This window comes from Chryseobacterium sp. Chry.R1 (assembly GCF_039645525.1).
Taxonomy (GTDB): Bacteria; Bacteroidota; Bacteroidia; order Flavobacteriales; family Weeksellaceae; genus Chryseobacterium; species Chryseobacterium proteolyticum.
On record NZ_CP151793.1, the window covers coordinates 3,649,324 to 3,667,235 of the forward strand.

General features: G+C 35.6%; 19 protein-coding genes. 5 read left to right on the forward strand and 14 right to left on the reverse strand.

Translation table 11 applies throughout. The features are described 5' to 3' along the window. Positions 1 to 58 precede the first annotated feature (58 nt). The 10 genes from AAEU33_RS16585 to AAEU33_RS16630 all read right to left on the reverse strand — a co-directional run bounded on the left by AAEU33_RS16585 (position 59) and on the right by AAEU33_RS16630 (position 9,583). Positions 59 to 874, reverse strand: coding sequence for a helix-turn-helix domain-containing protein (locus AAEU33_RS16585; RefSeq protein ID WP_345988936.1), 816 nt, complete (start codon positions 872 to 874; stop codon positions 59 to 61). Positions 875 to 882: 8 nt separating this feature from the next. Beyond that, positions 883 to 1,809 carry a ribosome small subunit-dependent GTPase A gene (gene rsgA / locus AAEU33_RS16590; protein WP_172283364.1) on the reverse strand — a complete coding sequence of 309 codons (927 nt, stop codon included), beginning with the start codon at positions 1,807 to 1,809 and terminating at the stop codon, positions 883 to 885. A 274-nt stretch (positions 1,810 to 2,083) separates the two neighbouring features. Then, a complete protein-coding gene (locus AAEU33_RS16595) occupies positions 2,084 to 3,163 on the reverse strand; it encodes a chorismate mutase (protein ID WP_172283365.1) in 1,080 nt (359 codons plus the stop codon). 413 nt (positions 3,164 to 3,576) lie between these two features. Then, on the reverse strand, positions 3,577 to 3,912 hold the full coding sequence (locus AAEU33_RS16600) for a hypothetical protein (protein ID WP_172283366.1): 336 nt from the start codon (positions 3,910 to 3,912) through the stop codon (positions 3,577 to 3,579). A gap of 281 nt (positions 3,913 to 4,193) precedes the next feature. After that, positions 4,194 to 5,279, reverse strand: a complete 1,086-nt coding sequence (gene dnaX, locus AAEU33_RS16605) for a DNA polymerase III subunit gamma/tau (protein WP_172283367.1) — start codon at positions 5,277 to 5,279, stop codon at positions 4,194 to 4,196. A gap of 92 nt (positions 5,280 to 5,371) precedes the next feature. After that, positions 5,372 to 6,010 (reverse strand): TetR/AcrR family transcriptional regulator, encoded by a 639-nt coding sequence (locus AAEU33_RS16610; RefSeq protein ID WP_172283368.1) that lies wholly within the window; start codon positions 6,008 to 6,010, stop codon positions 5,372 to 5,374. Between the two features lie 8 nt (positions 6,011 to 6,018). Further along, entirely contained in the window at positions 6,019 to 7,275 is a 1,257-nt protein-coding gene (locus AAEU33_RS16615) for an aminotransferase class I/II-fold pyridoxal phosphate-dependent enzyme (protein WP_172283369.1), read from the reverse strand. Positions 7,276 to 7,526: 251 nt separating this feature from the next. Continuing rightward, a complete protein-coding gene (locus tag AAEU33_RS16620) occupies positions 7,527 to 8,282 on the reverse strand; it encodes an SDR family oxidoreductase (RefSeq protein WP_345988940.1) in 756 nt (251 codons plus the stop codon). Between the two features lie 59 nt (positions 8,283 to 8,341). Beyond that, on the reverse strand, positions 8,342 to 8,737 hold the full coding sequence (locus tag AAEU33_RS16625; RefSeq protein WP_306611964.1) for an AraC family transcriptional regulator: 396 nt from the start codon (positions 8,735 to 8,737) through the stop codon (positions 8,342 to 8,344). Positions 8,738 to 8,830: 93 nt separating this feature from the next. After that, a complete protein-coding gene (locus AAEU33_RS16630; protein WP_345988942.1) occupies positions 8,831 to 9,583 on the reverse strand; it encodes a LuxR C-terminal-related transcriptional regulator in 753 nt (250 codons plus the stop codon). 106 nt (positions 9,584 to 9,689) lie between these two features. Between AAEU33_RS16630 and AAEU33_RS16635 the strand changes: the two genes are divergently transcribed. Continuing rightward, positions 9,690 to 10,337: a DUF1349 domain-containing protein gene (locus tag AAEU33_RS16635; RefSeq protein WP_345988944.1), complete on the forward strand. Its 648-nt coding sequence runs from the start codon at positions 9,690 to 9,692 to the stop codon at positions 10,335 to 10,337. 119 nt (positions 10,338 to 10,456) lie between these two features. Here AAEU33_RS16635 and AAEU33_RS16640 read toward each other — a convergent pair whose 3' ends face one another. Both AAEU33_RS16640 and AAEU33_RS16645 read right to left on the reverse strand, forming a co-directional pair. Next, the gene (locus AAEU33_RS16640) at positions 10,457 to 10,666 is read right to left on the reverse strand and encodes a hypothetical protein (RefSeq protein WP_345988946.1); all 210 of its coding nucleotides are present in this window, start codon (positions 10,664 to 10,666) and stop codon (positions 10,457 to 10,459) included. Between the two features lie 272 nt (positions 10,667 to 10,938). Continuing rightward, on the reverse strand, positions 10,939 to 11,148 hold the full coding sequence (locus AAEU33_RS16645) for a hypothetical protein (protein ID WP_345988948.1): 210 nt from the start codon (positions 11,146 to 11,148) through the stop codon (positions 10,939 to 10,941). A 570-nt stretch (positions 11,149 to 11,718) separates the two neighbouring features. On the opposite strand from AAEU33_RS16645, the gene AAEU33_RS16650 reads away from it, so the two are divergent. Beyond that, on the forward strand, positions 11,719 to 12,054 hold the full coding sequence (locus AAEU33_RS16650; RefSeq protein WP_345988950.1) for a hypothetical protein: 336 nt from the start codon (positions 11,719 to 11,721) through the stop codon (positions 12,052 to 12,054). On the opposite strand, the gene AAEU33_RS16655 is transcribed toward AAEU33_RS16650, so the two are convergent. Next, complete coding sequence (locus AAEU33_RS16655; RefSeq protein ID WP_345988952.1) at positions 12,055 to 13,632, reverse strand: Na+/H+ antiporter; 1,578 nt, start codon at positions 13,630 to 13,632, stop codon at positions 12,055 to 12,057. It lies immediately after the preceding gene. 363 nt (positions 13,633 to 13,995) lie between these two features. Here AAEU33_RS16655 and AAEU33_RS16660 point away from each other — a divergent pair, with 363 nt between their 5' ends. Next, the gene (locus tag AAEU33_RS16660; RefSeq protein WP_345988954.1) at positions 13,996 to 15,195 is read left to right on the forward strand and encodes an MFS transporter; all 1,200 of its coding nucleotides are present in this window, start codon (positions 13,996 to 13,998) and stop codon (positions 15,193 to 15,195) included. Between the two features lie 158 nt (positions 15,196 to 15,353). After that, positions 15,354 to 15,758, forward strand: a complete 405-nt coding sequence (locus tag AAEU33_RS16665; protein WP_345988956.1) for a hypothetical protein — start codon at positions 15,354 to 15,356, stop codon at positions 15,756 to 15,758. Between the two features lie 74 nt (positions 15,759 to 15,832). Here AAEU33_RS16665 and AAEU33_RS16670 read toward each other — a convergent pair whose 3' ends face one another. Then, positions 15,833 to 17,113: an epoxide hydrolase gene (locus tag AAEU33_RS16670; RefSeq protein WP_345988958.1), complete on the reverse strand. Its 1,281-nt coding sequence runs from the start codon at positions 17,111 to 17,113 to the stop codon at positions 15,833 to 15,835. A 357-nt stretch (positions 17,114 to 17,470) separates the two neighbouring features. On the opposite strand from AAEU33_RS16670, the gene AAEU33_RS16675 reads away from it, so the two are divergent. Continuing rightward, complete coding sequence (locus AAEU33_RS16675; RefSeq protein ID WP_273647786.1) at positions 17,471 to 17,905, forward strand: organic hydroperoxide resistance protein; 435 nt, start codon at positions 17,471 to 17,473, stop codon at positions 17,903 to 17,905. Positions 17,906 to 17,912 lie beyond the last annotated feature (7 nt).

Genomic DNA, 17,912 nt, shown 5'->3' on the forward strand with positions numbered 1-17,912 from the left:
GGTCATCCAATGAAACTATTGAAGGCTTACCAGGACAAACTGAGGATTATCCCTGGAATCAGTCATTCATATTTTTGAATTGTTCGGGGCTGTACCCTGAATGCTTCTTAAAAAAACGGGAAAAATAAGAAGAATCATTAAAGCCTAATCTGAAGGCTACTTCTTTTACTGTCAGAGCTCCAAAACTTAACTCTCTTTTTGCCTCAAGTAAAAGGCGTTGAGCGATCATTTTTTTTACTGTTGTCCCACGTGAAATCCGCACAATGTCATTAAGATGATGAGCGCTTATGCTAAGTTTTTCTGCGTAGAATCGGGTTTCTTTTTGTGTAATATAGTAGGTATCGATCAGCGTAATGAGCTTTTGTATACGTTGCTTGTCATGGAGTAAAGGCTCTTGTGAAGTAAGATCCTCTGTGATAATAATACAAAAAGCTTTTAAATAAGCTTTGATTAAATTCATCCGGCAATTTCTATGGTATTCGTCCTCAAGCAGCTTAATGATCCCCTGGCAATTTTTCCGGCTTTCATAATCAGGAAAAAAAGGAGCTGCCCCATTGGTAAGTATGAGTTCCACGTCACAAATTTCCTGGAAGATTTCCCGGCTTATGGCAAAGACGTATCCTTTTTCACCCCGGAGCTTCATATTGAACACTTGTCCCGGAGCTATAATGCAGATGTGATTACTTTTGAGGTGATAATTTTCAAAATCAAGTTCAAGATGACTATCATCTTTTACCTCTTTGAACCACAGGATCTCAAAAAAATTATGCCTGTGGACGTCATTAAAATTTTCAGGATGTCCATTTTCCAAAGTGGTCAGCTGAAATTCCTGATAGGTAAGGTTATGAACAGGAATATGCTTTTCCTCACTCATGAATAAGACTATTTTTGAGAAGCTTCTTCTGCTTCATCCATTAATTTTATATAGGTAGAATATCGGGAATGCTGAATTTCTCCTGTTTCCAGGGCAGCTACTACTGCGCATTTAGGTTCATTGATATGCATACAGTTATGGAATTTACAGTCTTCCCTTTTTTTGAAAATTTCAGGAAAGTAATGTTGTACTTCTTCTTTTTCTATATCAATCATCGCAAATTCCCTTACTCCGGGTGTATCAATAACATTTCCTCCAAAATTCCAAAAATGCATTTGGGCAAACGTAGTCGTATGTTTTCCTTTCAGATGGCTATCTGAAATTTCTGAAGTCTTTAGATTTAATCCGGGCTGCATTGCGTTAACCAATGTGGATTTACCACAACCAGAATGGCCGAAAAATACAGAAGTTTTATCTTTTAAAATTTCCTGAAGCTGATCCAGATTAAGTTTGGAGTAAGATGATATCTCAAGTGTATCATATCCGATTTCCTGATACATAAACTCTATATCTTTTACGATCTCTATTTCTTCTTCATTCAGGACATCAATTTTATTAAATAAAATAAGAGGTACAATATTATATGCTTCACAACACGCTAAAAAACGATCTAAAAACCCCAGAGAAGTTTCCGGATACCGAAGTGTAAAAATGAAACATGCGAGATCAATATTAGAAGCTATAATATGAGCTTCTTTGGAAAGGTTTACCGATTTCCTTATCAGGTAATTCTTTCGTGGTTCTATTTTAGTAATCCAGGCAATATCATCCTGTTCCAGCTGAAACTCTACATAATCTCCCACAGCTAAAGGATTCGTAAGCCGGGTTTTGATAAGTTTAAACTTGCCGCGAATTCTGGCTTCGAAAATTCTACCGGTTTCCATTTCCAGAACCTGGTACCAGCTTCCTGTAGATTTAATAATTTTTCCTTTCATACGTATAGAATGCAAATATAAGGAATTCGGTGATAGGTAGGAGGATGTATAGTACAGAGTTTAAAATGGAACATTCAAAATACAGAGCTGGGAAAAATGAAAAGCTAAAGTAAGACTATAAGGCTTTTGAAAATGAGAAAATATATTTTCCGATTTCATCATAAGATCAATAGTAAAAAAATCAGGACTTAAGATTCAGTTTCGTAACGAAGTTTCTGTTTCGTGCACGTCTGATTCTTAAGCCCTGAATCCGTTAATTATTATTTTATAATTGTTATTTCTCAATCATAATATTGTTCTGTACTTCAATCGACTCTTCATGTATCGCTTTGAAAACCTTTTCAATAAAATCCTGTGACATTCCTGTTTCTTTTGCTTTTTGAGTAGCATATTCGGTAATCACTTTCCAACGCTCCGGCTGGAAAATAGCGATATCATTCTCTTTTTTAAGCTTACCAATTTTCTCAGAGATTTTCATCCTTTGGGAAAGAAGCTCAATTAACTGAAAATCGAGATCAGAAATCAACGTTCTGTGTCTTCCCATTTCACCGTCAAATCCTGCTAATCCTGCATTTCTCATTTTTAGATTACCAATAAGTTCAGCTAAAACTTCCGGTGTAATCTGCTGTGAAGCATCGCTCCATGCTTCATCTGGATTACAGTGACTTTCAATGATAGCTCCCTGGTACCCTACGTTCATTGCCTCCTGGGTGATATCTGCCAATCCAGTTCTGTTTCCGCAAATATGGGAAGGATCAATCAGCATCGGAATGTTCGGGAACTGGCTTTTGAAATCCAGAGCAATCTGCCAGTTCGGATTGTTTCTGTATTTTGTTTTCTGGTATGTAGAGAAACCTCTGTGTATAGCTCCCAGATTGTGAATCCCCTGCCCTACAAGTCTTTCCAAAGCTCCGATCCATAATGCCAGATCCGGATTTACAGGATTTTTAACCAATACAGGTTTATCCGTTCCTCTTAAAGCCATTGCAATTTCCTGAACGGTGAATGGATTCACAGTAGAACGGGCTCCGATCCAAAGAATATCCACATCTGCTTCCAAAGCGGCAAAAACGTGATGTGCGTTGGCTACCTCGGTAGCTGTTTTGAAGCCGTATTCTTCTTTTACTTTTTTCAACCAGTTTAATCCAATAACTCCGACTCCCTCAAATCCATTGGGTTTTGTACGTGGTTTCCAGATACCTGCCCTGAAAACAGGCACCTGCGCATTGGTTTCTTTTATCCTTCTGGCAGTTTCCAACATCTGAGCTTCACTTTCAGCACTGCATGGCCCGGCAATCATTAATGGCTGTGAAAACTCATTAATCCAATCGTTTTTTAAATCTTTTAAATTCATTCTGTTAATTTATTTTATCTTATTTTTAATTTATTATAATGCACAAACGGTTCTTCCCTTATAAAGTTTCTTTATAATTCTTTTCAAAAAATGCCGTTTAAAAATTTTTTATTGGGATGAGGAATTAATGAGAGAAGATCCGTTAATTCCTATTTTTTGGAAAGAAATTTAATTAGTAGTACCAGTAAAATCGGTAATAACTTCTAAAATTTCTATAATAAGTAGCCGAAAAGCTAAAATAACCGCTAAAATAATCAGCGGGTATAAAACCAAAAAGGTTTAAAGTAGACAGAGATGGGACTAATAATTTTTCCACTTTATTCTGTAATTGTCTATTCTTTAGCTTTACAATTAAATCATTTGTTTTTGTCAAAAATCCATTTTGAACAAAAAGATTTGACAAAGATATAAAATTATGTCAAATCAAACTTCATTAAATCATCAAGATCTTTTAATAAAGGATTTTTCTCAACGAACTTTTCGAATATTTTTTTCTTCGTAACCACCTCTATCTTAAGGTTTTGAACGTCTTTTTTATAATCAATTTCAATTGAATAATTAAGTACTTTTCTTTTAAAATGATTGAAAAATTCTCCACTTATTTTATCAAATTCAGCTTTTGCTGAGTCCGAAGGATATAAAACCTGTACTGTTGTCTCATCAATTTTAACCAGTTTAAAAGATTTTATAGCATTGAAAACTACTGCTTGTTTGAATTGGATTTGTTTTAAAAATAAATTCCATTCCATTAATAAATCCGTTTCGGTAAAATGATGCTGGGGAAGATTATCAGCTTTAGTAACAACAGCTTCTTCCTTTTCTTCTTTTTCCTCTTTATTTAAAAAAGAATTAATGCTGAATCCTGAAGAAATACCTTTTGATAAAGGTTTGGATGTTTTTCTTATCGTGGGTTCAGCCTGATGACCTATGGGAGTCGAAGGTTTTTCAATGCTGTCCTGTTTTACTGGCTCTGATTTTTCCTGTTTGGGAAGTTTTATTTCCTGTTTCTCACTAAGAAACGGAGCCAGTATTATAAACTTTTTTTTTTAGCAACGTCTGCCTGGGCAGTCAATGAACATAATTGCATTAATGCAATTTCTACAGTAAGTCTCGGATTTTTGGAATTTTTATAGTTGATGTCTGCATGGTTGCAGATTTCAATGGCATCAATCAATTGCTGAACATTCCATTTCTGGCTTTGCTCTACAAATTTAGTTTTTGTTTTCTCTCCTACCTCAATTAAATCTATCGTTGAAGCATTTTGAGCCATCATGAGGTCCCTACAATGGTTTCCAAGTCCTGCAATAAAAATGTGCGGATCAAAACCTTTTTTTACAATTTCATTGAATGCGGAAAGGGTTTCAGGAATTTTATTGTCTTTAGCCAGGTCCAGAATATTGAGATACTGATCGTAATCAAGAATATTAAGTACTTCAGCAGCTTTAGCCAATGTAATATTTTTCTGGGAGAATGTAGAAAGCCTGTCGAAAATCGAAAGGGCATCCCTTAATGCACCGTCTGCTTTCTGTGCAATAAGATATAAAGCATCATCTTCATATTGGATATTTTCTTTCTGGGCTATATTTCTCAAATGTCCCTGAATATCCTCAATAACGATCCTTTTGAAATCATATATCTGGCAACGGGATAAAATCGTAGGAATGATCTTATGTTTTTCCGTTGTTGCAAGAATAAAAATTGCGTGAGCGGGCGGTTCTTCCAGTGTTTTAAGAAAAGCATTGAAGGCTGCAGAAGACAGCATGTGCACCTCATCAATAATGTATACCTTATACTGGCCAACCTGCGGTGCAAAACGAACCTGGTCGATCAGTTCCCGAATATCATCCACTGAATTGTTTGAGGCAGCATCGAGCTCATAAATATTATAAGCAAAACCGTCTTCTGAAACGGAACCATCCTTTTCGTTGATCTTTCTGGCCAGAATTCTGGCACAGGTTGTCTTACCAACACCACGAGGCCCACAAAATAGTAGAGCCTGTGCTAACTGGTTCTCTTCAATTGCATGTTCTAAAGTATCTGTAATATGGGATTGTCCAACAACAGTGTCAAACTCTTGCGGGCGGTATTTTCTTGCAGATACGATAAAATTTTCCATTGGTCAAAAATAAGAAATATAGTTCTAATTTGAAAGTCAAAAGTCTTCAAATTATCCACAAAAAATATATCTCACATCAAACAGGAAAATTTTTACTGAGCAGCTTTTTTCTTGTAGGCGTTATCTATTAACTCCACAATCACCTTTTCAATCTCGGCTCTTCCTTCAGTCGTTCTCATATCAAGACCACAAAATTCGGTTCCGTTATAGGCCGGGAAAAGATTAAGATAGTAAACACCAGCTACAATTAAAGCCAATAAAGCTCTAAAACTTGTTGCATCTTCTCCGAAATATGGGTCTGTAACATTTTCAAATAAATTAGCCCCAACATCTTCTCTTTGCTTTAAGATATTTTTAAGGATAGGCTTACTTTCAGAAAGTTCCCACAGAATGATTTTCTGTAATTCTTTATTTTTCTTCAGACTCTCGAATTGCATAAGAATTCCTTGAGTAAGGGCTTCTTTACCTTTTCCAACCTGTACTTCCTCCTCAATATTCGGGCTGAATTTACTCCAATAATCCTGAGATTTAATATATTCGTCAATAAGCTTATCTGTACTACCAAAGTATTCATAGATAAGTTTTTTATCAAAACCGGCAACCGCTGCAATTTTACTTACTTTCAGTCCGGCATAGCCTTTTACTCTCAGAATTTTACCCACTGCAGCAAGCAGTTTCTGTTTTGTTTTTTCTTTGTCCCTTATAGGACCTTGCACCACTTTTCTAGGCATAATTATTATTATTTTTTCGCAATATGCATTTTTTTATTAATATCATCAAAGACATTAAGCGTTTTATCTAAATGTTCTTTTTCATGTCGCGCTGTTACCGTCATCCGGATACGGGCATCTTTTCTCGCTACGGCCGGATACATGATAGGATTCGTGTAAACTCCGTTTTCGATTAATATTCTACCGATATCCCACATTTTATTTTGATCTCCAATCTTTACCGGGATAATAGCAGAACAGGTAATTCCTGTATCCAATCCCAGATCATTAAGACCTGTTTTTAGATAATTGATATTTTCCCACAGTTTATCTTTCCAAATGGGTTCTTCATCAACAAGATCAATTGCTTTTACTATTCCGGCGGAAGAAGGTGGCGCTGTAACAGAGAATATATGTTGTCTCGATTGAAACTTTAGGAATGATGCTATTTTTTTATTTGCAATAACATATCCTCCCAGGTTACCGAAAGTCTTACTCGAAGTTCCTGTTATAAAATCCACTTTATCCAATAAACCGTCATCCTCTAAAGCTCCTCTTCCTGTTTTTCCCAAAACTCCAACACCATGGGCATCATCTATCATAAGATAGGCATTGTATTTTTTCACAAGATCATATATTTCCTTGGCCCGTGAAGTATCACCCTCCTGAGAGTAGACTCCGTCAATGATAACGAGCTTTGTACGGTACATACTCTCAGACATCTTCAAAATATGTTCCAAAGCTTCCAAATTATTGTGAGGAAATGTTTTTTTATTGGTAAAAGCACATCCTTCATGTACGCTTGCATGTACTCCCATGTCCAGTATAGCAATATCTTCCTTCTGCATTAAAATCTGTAAAGTTGCACTATTAGCTGCATATCCGGTAGTAAACAAGACTACTTCGTCTTCATTCCTCCCAAAAAAGGCAGAGATTTTTTTTTCCAAAATATTATGATAATCAAAGTACCCCCCAATAAGCGGTGAGGCTCCTGTACCCGTACCATATTTTTCAATTCCTTCAATAGCTGCCTGCTTTACTTTCGGGTGTTGTGTAAACCCTAAATAATCACTTGATACAAAACTTACATACTCCTTATTGCGATCTGCAATGCTGATATTTAAAACTGCATCAGCTGCTGAAGTATTTTTCAGTCTATAATTCATGTGTCCCCTGGTTTTCATGTGATCCAGGAATTCGTAAAAATATTCTGCCCTCTGAGCGATATCATAATCAGGAATATTTTCAAAATCCTTAAATGTCGCTGTTGTAAAATCGATACTCATCCTTTATATTATTAGTTGTTTAGCAGGCAAATATATAAATAATTCACTCTTCTTGATTTTAATTTTCATCTAAAATTTATTATAAATACCATATTTCGATCTTACCACTTAAAAATCAAATAATTTTACAACAAAATCCATTTATAATAATTAATTATAACATTTATAGGCTAAATACAGAGACATACTGAAGAAAAAGAAAAAGGTGATTGCATAAAACAATCACCTTTTTTATCGGTTGAATAAGAGATCTACCTTGTTGTGTATCCTCCGTTTGCAAATATGGTCTGACCCGTAATCCACCATCCGTCACTTACCAAAAACTCTACAAGAGGTGCAATATCTTTTATATCTGTTAGCCCACCTAAAGCAGAAGCAGATTTATGATAATTAACAGCATCATCACTTTCCTGTCCATAAAAGAACGGAGTATCCATTGGTCCCGGCGCAACAGCTGTTACAGAAATACCACGATCACCAAATTCTTTGGAAGCCATTCTGGTAAAGTGTTCTACCGGGGCTTTTGCTCCTGCATATGTGGAATACAATCCTGTATAAGCAGCCAGCAATGATGTAACGATCGTACATATTTTCCCGTGATCATTTAATTTCTTTCCAGCTTCCTGAATAAAGAAATATGCCACTTTGGAGTTGATGTTAAACATAGAATCATATTCTGCTTCTGTCGTTTCCACAAAAGGTTTCTTAAGAACCATACCTACAGTATTGATCGCAATGTCAATTCCACCGAAATTTTTTATCGTTTCGTCGAATAATCTTGTGATGTTTTCAACTTTTGTAAGATCTCCCTGAAACAGAAAAGCTTCCGCTCCCAACGCTTTAACTTCATTTAAAGTCTTTTCACTTTCTGCTTTTGAACTTTCACTGTTGTAGTGAATAGCAAGCTTTGCTCCTTTTGAGGCAAAATCTCTGCTTAATAATCCACCAAGATTTTTTCCTCCTCCAGCGATTAAAACCACTTTTCCTTTTAAATCATTTTTTGACATAATTATGTTTCTTTTTAATTAGTTATGTCTTACAAATGTGAGCATTAGGAATAGTTTTTTTATGGTGAACTTTTTGGAACTTTTGTCTTTGTTCTTTTTCTGTATTCTCCAGGTGTAATTCCTGTAAATTTTTTAAAAAATTTTGAAAAGTTGGAGGGATCATAAGTAAATATTCTGGCTATTTCAGCAATTGAAAAATCGCTTTGTGCAAGCATTACCTGTATCTGCTCTACGATTTTAGTATCATAAAAATAACAAGGATGGTTCCCGGTTTCTTTCTTTACCGTATCTGTAAGGTGGGTGTGAGAAACAGCCAGGCTGTCCGCAATCTCATTCACTTCCATAAATTCAGATATATTGCCGGAAATAACATCCTGAATATGCCTATCTAAGAATACCATATAACTATTGGTGATTTCTTCTCCCCTCTTCAAATTTCTTACGTCTTTTTTCATATAAGTATCGTTATGTGTTTTACTAAAAATACCAATTTAAAAAGATATTACGCAAGTTTATGGTGAACTTTTCGGAAGATTAGCCTTCATTAATCAATGAAAGCTGTCATTGAATGCCTGTATTGAATTTTTTACTTTCAGCTTTTCAAGGATATTTTGCCTGTGACGGCTTACTGTATTTACACTAATAAAAAGTAAGTCTGCAATTTCCTTACTGGTAAAACCCTCTCCTACATATTTTAAAATTTCCATTTCTCTCTGCGATAAAATGTTTCTGTAATTGAGTTTATCCTCCGCAACAATCTTCCCCTTTATTGAATTAATGATCAGAAAGTCCGGAGGTAAAAGTATAGACTGATCAATAGCGATATTATAAAGACAGAGGGCAAATCTCAGTTTGTTATTGTAAGGAGAATAGAAATAAAACATACGGTGCTGCACAAAGACATATTCCCCATTCTTATCTTTCATCCTTATTCTGGATAAAACGTTATAATGGGTTCTTTCTTCCGGTTTAAAAGAATCCATCAGCTTGAAAAATCTCAGTTCATGAATGTATTTTTTGACCTTATCATCAGGATGTATTCTCTTCAGGATTTCCTCTTCCCAGATGGAATCTATGATTAGTGGCTCTATCTCCCTTTCCAATCCAAGTTCCAGGGCAGTATCGGATTTATAAACGTAGCTTCTGTTTTCCTGCATATCACTTAATACAGAGATGGTGTTTTCCATTTGGGTATACACACGAGCTATGTTTTTATACACATCAATATCTAATAAACATTCATTGCTTTTATTTATCCCTTTAATCAGCAATGTTTCATTCAATGTTTCTACAATCTTCATAAAATGGTTATTTATCAGTATTGATGATGCTATTGTTAAGTTTTACTTTTGCTAAATTAATAATTTACATTCAGTTATATATTGATATGAAAAGATATTTTGCGTTATGAGGAGAATCATTTTAAGTTTTTGCACCCTATTGTTTATCAATACAACTTTCGCTCAGACATTAGAAAAAATGATATGGTTTAATGAACCTGAAAAATGGGAGATTAAGGGCAATACATTGTCTATGTTTGTAACTCCGCAAAGTGATTATTGGAGAATTTCTCATTACGGCTTTACAGTAGATGATGCGCCTTTTTATTATACCACTTATGGTGGTGAATTTGAAGCTAAAGTAAAAATAAACGGAAACTACAAGGCCAGGTTTGATCAGATGGGTTTGATGCTGAGGGTGGATAAAGAAAACTATATCAAAGCAGGGATCGAATTTGTAGACGGAAAGTATAATCTAAGTACGGTCGTTACTCATACGACGAGCGACTGGAGTGTCATTACCCTGGATAAAATCCCTTCAGCAATATGGATAAAGGCAGTAAGGAGACTGGATGCAGTAGAAGTATTTTATTCTTACGACGATAAAAATTACATCATGATGCGCAATGCCCATCTACAGGACAATACTCCGGTGATGGTCGGGTTAATGGCTGCATGTCCTGACGGAGCAGGATTTAATGCTGTTTTCGAAAACTTTAAAGTTAAGCATTTACCTGATGAACGTCGTTTACAATGGCTTGACAATCATCAATAACGATTGAGTTACATTTCAATATACAGTCAATTTTTTAATACCTCCCATTTTTGGGAGGTTTTTCATTGGGATATAAGCAAAAACAGACAGCTTATACAGCTATCTGGTAAAGCCAAAAGCTATCTTCTCTTAAAGCATCTAAATATAGAGATTTCTGATGCTTTCCCATTCGTAAATTTAATAGATAAAATAATTCTTCTTCCTATCCAGGTCCTCCCCACTTCATATATCCAAACCTCATTACCAAAGCAATTGTACCCATATCCTAATACTTGTCCTATTTCATAGCGAGTCTTACCAATTAAATTAATAAATAGTTCTTTTTTCATTATTGTGTTTTGACGCTTAAAACATCAAAAAACAGACCATATAAAAGCGTTAAAGCCTTTATCCATAGGTAATTCCGGGAGAAAATATGTTCAGAAAAAAATAATCGATTAACCCATTTTTTAAAATTTAAAAAAAAATTAAATCAAGGTCTTATTAAAATACCTCAAAGTGTGAATTATTATTTGTTTTAATGATATTTTTACTTCTCATTTTTTTTATAAATTTCACAAAATAAGTAGTAACAAATGGGAACTAAAACAAGGGGTAAATGCTAGCATTTTTTGAAGCTTTTGTAAAAAGCAATCTCTGATGCTTTTTTATTCTTGAACCTGATCGATAAAATAATTCTTCTTCCAATCCAGGTTTTCCCTACCTCATAGGTCCAGATTTCATTATGCGGAAAATTAAAACCATCACCTATTTCTTCTACTATTTCACGACGTGTTTTTCCAAGCAAATGCTTAAATTTTTCTTTCATCATTGTGTTGTGTTTGCTGATAATCATCAAAAAAGGGACCAAAGCAAAGGCACTTTTTCTCTCTAAGAAACACATAAACAATTAATAAACAACCCGTTAATTACATATTACAATAATGGAGTTCTTGTGGATATATTTAATCAGAAAATTTATTTTATTGAATAAAAAGATAAGGCTGAAAATCTCTTTAATATAAGAGGTTCCCAGCCTTAAGCATTTGTACTTTTAAAAGTATGTTAAATATTGTTATGCTTATAATTAATAAAGTTATCCTTCTAAAATGAACCTTATCGGGATTATAAAAGCAGTGTAGCAAAAATAAGATTCCCTTATTTTTTATTAAAATAAATTGCATAGAATAAAAAGTCACAATATGTAGAAATAGTTCTACATTAATATAGATATTATTGGAAATCTCGAAATAGTTATACATATTTCAATAAAAAATTCTACAAAAATATTTTTACAACACGATTCAGGTATTTTGGTCAGGTTTTTGAAGTGAAAAATTTAAATACAAATGATAAAATTGGTTTAAAAAATTCTAAACAATTTAAAAACTATTGCCAGATTATGATTTTTGAAGATGAACCACACTACCAATTGCAGGATAAGCATAATTTATCATTTGTGAAAAATATCATTAATTTCCATGGAGATAAATCCCTTATATTAAATTCTCTGCAGAAAATAAGGAATTGTACTTTATGTGAAATGAAGAAAAGAATCATTGATAAATATATTAGCGATTACTCCGTTCACCTCAGTCAAGATATTGAAACCGAAGAGTTTCACACCATCACGGAAGTGTATAAGCTTTCACCTTCTTACGCGAGGCAGTCCTATCAAAAGGTATTAAAGGAAAACGAATATTTGCAGAGGCTTCTTTCCTCATTGAACATAGATTGATTAATGGGTATATCTTATTCTTTCTTCTTCAAGATCAATTCTCATCAGATGCTTTCTGATAATGTCTTCATCATAGCGGTCACCATGATTCTGATCTACCAGCCAGGTCCGTTGTTGGTTTAGGATATCCATGTATGCAGATTTAACTTCCGGAGAAATCCTGATCTGAGCATCATCTCCTATTTTTCCCTGCCACTTGTCATGTATGTTTTGTAAGAAAGGACTTGTCTTCAACATTTCTCCATAATTATTCGTGATATGTTCAAGCGTATATTGAGCCATTTCTCTTTTAATCTGTTCATCGGCTTCTTCATCCGGAAGATGATCATTAAAGGAGGGCATATTTACTTTTCTGATTATAAAAGGCAGGGTCAGACCCTGAAGCAGTAATGTGGTCAATATAACAATGAAAGTAATAAATAAAATCAGGTTCCGCTGAGGAAAATCAGGACCACCAGGGTATAACTTAATGGGTATTGAAAGTGCTGCCGCTAAAGAAACGACCCCACGCATTCCCGTCCATCCCATGATTAATGGAGCTTTGAATCCGGGGCTTCTCTTATCCGCTACCGTAATATAATTCCTGGCAATAAGAGTAATGATCACGGCTCCGTAAGCAGACAAAATCCGGACAACAATTAACACACCCGTTATTAAAAGGCCATATCCTATTGCTGCAGATAGACTTACTCCTTCCAGTCCTGAAGTAATTTCAGGAAGGTCTAATCCGATCAGCACAAACACCAAACCGTTTAATATAAAGGCGAAACTTTCCCAAACATTGATTCCCCGTAAACGTGATGAAGCACTTAATACACGATGCCTGTGATTAGAGAGTAGCAGGCCGCCGCTCACTACCGCAAGTACACCGGAACTGTGCACTTCTTCAGCACAGATGTACATGATGTAAGGAGCTACAATTGTAAGAATGGTATCCATGTTGGCATCTGTAGGCAGATATTTATGGCACTCCATGAAAATCCATCCTATGACCAGGCCGATTCCGAGTCCTCCTACAACCATCCAGGAAAAGCTTAACGCCGCTTCATGCCATACAAATTGTCCGGTAGCTACAGCTACCATTGCAAAACGTAATATAATAAGAGAAGAAGCATCGTTTAAAAGGCTCTCTCCTTCCAGGATTGATGACATCCTTTTAGGAACTTTCACAAATTTAAGAATGGCACCTGCACTTACAGCATCCGGCGGAGAAACAATTCCTCCCAGCAAAAAGCCTAATGCCAAAGAAAATCCGGGTATGAAATAATTCGCTACAAAAGCGACGGAAATTGCAGTAAGAAAAACAACAACGAAGGCAAAACTTCCGATAATGCGCCGCCATTTCCATAATTCCTTCCAGGAAATAGACCAGGCTGCTTCATAAAGCAAGGGTGGAAGAAAAATGATAAAGATAAGTTCCGGATCCACCTTTATGGCGGGAATACCGGGAATAAAACTAATCAGTAATCCTGCAATTACCAAAAGAACAGGATAAGCCACCTTTATTTTATTGGCCAGCATTATAAGTAATACGATAGCAACAATAAGTGACAGATAAAAGGGGAAATTTTCAATCATTTTATCATGTTTAGAAATACAATGATAATGATTTGCTGACTTTTAATCCAAAAAAAAATTGAATTTATAAAACGTTTACAAGAGGTCATTCCTTAAAAAATCTAACATTTGTTTCTATTTCATCGTTTTTAAAACCGTAAAACAGAAATCACTGTTGATGATAAGAATTCCTTGGTCCGTTGATATTATTTAGAAGATATTCAAATTTAAAAAAGAGCTTTTTTAATCAGAGTGTGAAGAATATATTTTTCATGATCGCTTATAACGATTTATATTATCAAAAATAAACGTTTTTCAAATTGAAAATTTATCTGGAAATTTGTATAATCCTTTATGGTTATTAAGTAAAGGAATATGTATCCCATGAACTTATCTGAAAAAGCAGAAAGAAAAAGCAAACGTTTTCATTACATTAAATTATGTATTTTTCTTTCCGGATTATCTGTATTTGCCCAACTTTATCTTTTCCAGCCATTGCTTCCTTTGGTAGCAGATCATTTCCATACGACCGTAGGAGACAGCTCTTTGCTCGTTTCTTCTTCTACAATAGGAATGGCAGCAGGCCTTTTTTTCTTTGCTTTTAATGCAGACAGCTATTCAAGAAAGGGATTAATGGCATTTTCCCTTCTGTCTTCAGCTGTTCTCACTATTATTTCGGCATGGATTCCAAGTCTTACCGTATTGATATTCATTGGCATTCTAAAAGGTTTTGTGATTTCCGGTGTGTCCGCGGTAGCTCTGGCCTATCTCACCGAGGAGGTCCATACATCTGTGGTTGCCCTGGCTATCAGTATGTATCTTAGCGGGAATACAATAGGAGGAATGAGCGGAAGAATATTGGCGACACTTCTTTCAGGAGAATTGGGTTGGCAGAAAGCAGTCCTGATCATGGGCATCGAGAGCCTTATCCTTGGTTTACTATTCTGGAGGCTTTTTCCCGGATCAAAATTTTTCAATCCGCAAAAAGTAGATTATCACCTTAAAATAAAACAGATGAAGAGATTCCTTACAGACTCTTATATGCTAAGGTTGTATTTTGTTGCGGCGCTGTTGATGGGAGCTTTTGTAAGTGTATATAATTATCTTACATTCCGTTTGGAAGCCGCTCCATTCTCGCTCAATCATTTTTATATTGCATTTATATTTTTGATGTATACATTCGGAGTGTTCGGAACGATGATTACCAGCCGTTTATCAAAGAGTACGGAACAGAAGAATATTCTGAAAGGATCTATATTATTCATGATGGCCGGTGTTATCCTTCTCCTTTCGGAAAATATCTGCATTGTCATTTTCGGACTCGGATTATTTACACTTTCTTTTTTTGCGGCCCATACTATGGCGAGCCAAATGACAGCGCTCCGTGCAAAAGAAGGAAAATCTTCTGCAACTTCTATGTATTGGCTATTTTATTATTTTGGTTCCAGTATTCTAGGGAGTGGCACCGGTTATTTACTACACGGCACTTCGTGGAGTTATTTTATCATATTCCTTATTGTAGCTATACTTACAGCCTTTCTGCTTACATCGTTAAAATTTAACAATATCCACAAAGTATCGTAAGTAAAAATCATTTATTTCAAGTAATATTTTATAATCCATAAATATTAACCTAATACATTAACATATATTTAAATAAAATATATTCTGTCAGGCATAGTATTTGCAACTCTATTTATTAACACACATCATTTTTAATAACCTCCTTAACACTAAATATTATGAACGTTGCAGACTTAAAGATTAGAAATTTAGTTGAGTACAAAAATCAAACTTTCACAATCACAGAGATCTTCCAAAATAATGCAAAAGATTATTTTGTAAAAATTGAAAATGATATCCAAAGTATCTCTGCCCCGGCTGATGCCATCAATCCAATCCAGATCACTGAAGAATGGTTGGAAGAATTCGGTTTTTCAAGAACATACAGTTCTGAACAACGCATCCGGTATGAGCGACCGGAAGAGTTTATTAAATATGACATCGATCTGAGCCCAAAAAAAATCGTAGAAGGTTTAAAGATCTACGGCAACTCAATCCGGTGCAGATACATTCATGAGTTTCAGAATATTTTTTCATGCCTTTTCGGAAAAGAGGCCTTTACACGAATGCAATATCACCAATAATGTAAACATAACAACTATATATAAATCCACAGCTTTCTGAAGCTGTGGATTTTTTTGTTTCTGTTTTATCCCATTTATTTTCTTAAAGGCTTAAATGCCGACCGGAGTTCCTGTGCAAAAATCTGGGGCTCTTCCCAGGATGCAAAGTGTCCTCCTTTTGTAACTTCATTAAAATACATCAGGTTAGGATATGCCTTTTCTGCCCATGTTTTGGGAGCCTGATAAATTTCTCCGGGAAATACAGTAATGGCTACAGGCACTTTGATGTCTCTTGTTTTCTGCTCTACGACATTAAAATTGTTATTATTATTTTCCCAGTATAGTTGTGCAGATGAAACAGCGGTATCCGTGAACCAATATAAACTGATATCATCAAGCATCTCATCTTTCGTCAGGGATTTTTCAGCATTTCCACCACTGTATGTCCACTCATTGAATTTATCCAGGAAAAAAGAGGCTAGTCCTGCCGGTGAATCTGTTAGTCCATAACCAAGTGTCTGAGGACGTGTTACCATCATTGCAGCATAACCACCGCCGCGGGTATATAATTTATTCAATGAGGCAAAAGCTGCTTTTTCTTTTTCTGACAAACTTTCAGGTGCCGGGCCTCCCGCTTTTAGAATATCAGCTATTTCTGCAGGCACAGTTGCAGGCATATTGACATGGATTCCCAGAAGCCCTTCCGGAGCCTGACGGCCCATCGCATCGGCAATAACCGCACCCCAATCTCCTCCCTGGGCTACATAATGATGATAACCCAGACGTTTCATCAGAACATCCCAGCTTTTGCCTATCCTTTCAACACCCCAACCTGTTGTTTTTGGTTTTTCTGAAAACCCGTAACCAGGCATAGAAGGAATTATTACATCAAAAGCGTCTTCAGCTTTTCCACCATATTTTACAGGATCTGTAAGAGGTTCAATGGCTTTTAATTCTTCAAATACAGACCCTGGCCAACCATGCGTAATAATCAAAGGCATTGCATTTTTATATTTCGACCGTACATGAATGAAATGAATATCCAACCCATCTATTTTAGTTATATACTGTGGATAGGCATTTAGTTTATTTTCCGCCTTATGACAGTCATAACTATTTCCCCAGTATTTTACAAGATCCTGAATCTGGTTCAGTCTTACTCCTTGTGACTGGTCTGTTACTGTCTCTTTACCTGGCCATCTGGTCGCATTGATCCGCTGGCGAAGTTCTTTGATGGCAGTTTTGGGAATACGTACATGGTAAGGGCGGATGGTTTCAGTTTCTTTTGTTGTATTCTGTGCAAAAGATGTTGCTGATAATAACATAAATACACCTGCAGTAATAGTCGTTTTTAAATTGTTTGCTTTTGTTTCCATTGTTTTGATTTTAAGAAGTTGATTTTTTAATTATTTTTTCGGCAAATGTATTGTGCTGCTCATCGCAGATCAATCATCATCAGGACCAATAAGACTAAATGAACGATAAACCGGTCATTTCAAAACTTAAAATCTACACCCGCTTTTTGATTACTTATTCTGATCATTATTTTCTGCTCTAATCATAGTATATCCTTCAAAATTGTTCTTCCTAAAACCCCTGAAAAATATCCCAGATCCTATTTGCCCGCCTCATCCTCCAAAATGTCTGTTTCACCCTTATGAAGCTGGTAACCGAAGAAGATTCAGACTTTCTTTGCAAAGTATTTCAACAATCATTAACTAAAATTTACACTCATGAACAATGATCAAAAAACAGCAGAAATAGTAAAAGTGCTCTATACTGCGAAAACAAAAACTACGGGAGGACGACAAGGCAACGCTAAAAGTGATGATGGAAATCTGGATCTGTTATTATCTCCTCCGGGATCAAAAATGGCGGGGACAAATCCGGAACAGTTATTTGCTGCAGGATGGTCCGCCTGCTATATCGGAGCTTTAGGTCTTGCTGCCAAAAAATTGGGAGTACTAATCCCTTCTGAGACTTATGTGGATGCCGAAGTAGATCTGGGAATGAATGGGGAAGACTTCCTTTTACAGGCCCGGCTTTCTATTGCTCTTCCTGGTTTGGAAAGAGAGATTGCACAGCAATTAACAGAACTCGCTCATCAGACCTGCCCCTATTCTAAGGCAATACACGGTAATATCAAGGTAAGTACTACTCTTATTTAAAAAGAAA

What these genes read in the sequence shown, in the direction of transcription:
- AAEU33_RS16650 (WP_345988950.1), top strand. Translation starts at nt 11,719, where the DNA reads ATGATTTTTGAAGATGAACCACACTACCAATTGCAGGATAAGCATAAT.
- AAEU33_RS16660 (WP_345988954.1), top strand. Translation starts at nt 13,996, where the DNA reads ATGAACTTATCTGAAAAAGCAGAAAGAAAAAGCAAACGTTTTCATTAC.
- AAEU33_RS16600 (WP_172283366.1), bottom strand. Translation starts at nt 3,912, where the DNA reads ATGGAATGGAATTTATTTTTAAAACAAATCCAATTCAAACAAGCAGTA.
- AAEU33_RS16665 (WP_345988956.1), top strand. Translation starts at nt 15,354, where the DNA reads ATGAACGTTGCAGACTTAAAGATTAGAAATTTAGTTGAGTACAAAAAT.
- AAEU33_RS16640 (WP_345988946.1), bottom strand. Translation starts at nt 10,666, where the DNA reads ATGAAAAAAGAACTATTTATTAATTTAATTGGTAAGACTCGCTATGAA.
- AAEU33_RS16635 (WP_345988944.1), top strand. Translation starts at nt 9,690, where the DNA reads ATGAGGAGAATCATTTTAAGTTTTTGCACCCTATTGTTTATCAATACA.
- AAEU33_RS16630 (WP_345988942.1), bottom strand. Translation starts at nt 9,583, where the DNA reads ATGAAGATTGTAGAAACATTGAATGAAACATTGCTGATTAAAGGGATA.
- dnaX (WP_172283367.1), bottom strand. Translation starts at nt 5,279, where the DNA reads ATGGAAAATTTTATCGTATCTGCAAGAAAATACCGCCCGCAAGAGTTT.
- AAEU33_RS16585 (WP_345988936.1), bottom strand. Translation starts at nt 874, where the DNA reads ATGAGTGAGGAAAAGCATATTCCTGTTCATAACCTTACCTATCAGGAA.
- AAEU33_RS16620 (WP_345988940.1), bottom strand. Translation starts at nt 8,282, where the DNA reads ATGTCAAAAAATGATTTAAAAGGAAAAGTGGTTTTAATCGCTGGAGGA.
- AAEU33_RS16670 (WP_345988958.1), bottom strand. Translation starts at nt 17,113, where the DNA reads ATGGAAACAAAAGCAAACAATTTAAAAACGACTATTACTGCAGGTGTA.
- AAEU33_RS16595 (WP_172283365.1), bottom strand. Translation starts at nt 3,163, where the DNA reads ATGAATTTAAAAGATTTAAAAAACGATTGGATTAATGAGTTTTCACAG.
- AAEU33_RS16645 (WP_345988948.1), bottom strand. Translation starts at nt 11,148, where the DNA reads ATGATGAAAGAAAAATTTAAGCATTTGCTTGGAAAAACACGTCGTGAA.
- AAEU33_RS16615 (WP_172283369.1), bottom strand. Translation starts at nt 7,275, where the DNA reads ATGAGTATCGATTTTACAACAGCGACATTTAAGGATTTTGAAAATATT.
- AAEU33_RS16625 (WP_306611964.1), bottom strand. Translation starts at nt 8,737, where the DNA reads ATGAAAAAAGACGTAAGAAATTTGAAGAGGGGAGAAGAAATCACCAAT.
- AAEU33_RS16675 (WP_273647786.1), top strand. Translation starts at nt 17,471, where the DNA reads ATGAACAATGATCAAAAAACAGCAGAAATAGTAAAAGTGCTCTATACT.
- AAEU33_RS16610 (WP_172283368.1), bottom strand. Translation starts at nt 6,010, where the DNA reads ATGCCTAGAAAAGTGGTGCAAGGTCCTATAAGGGACAAAGAAAAAACA.
- AAEU33_RS16655 (WP_345988952.1), bottom strand. Translation starts at nt 13,632, where the DNA reads ATGATTGAAAATTTCCCCTTTTATCTGTCACTTATTGTTGCTATCGTA.
- rsgA (WP_172283364.1), bottom strand. Translation starts at nt 1,809, where the DNA reads ATGAAAGGAAAAATTATTAAATCTACAGGAAGCTGGTACCAGGTTCTG.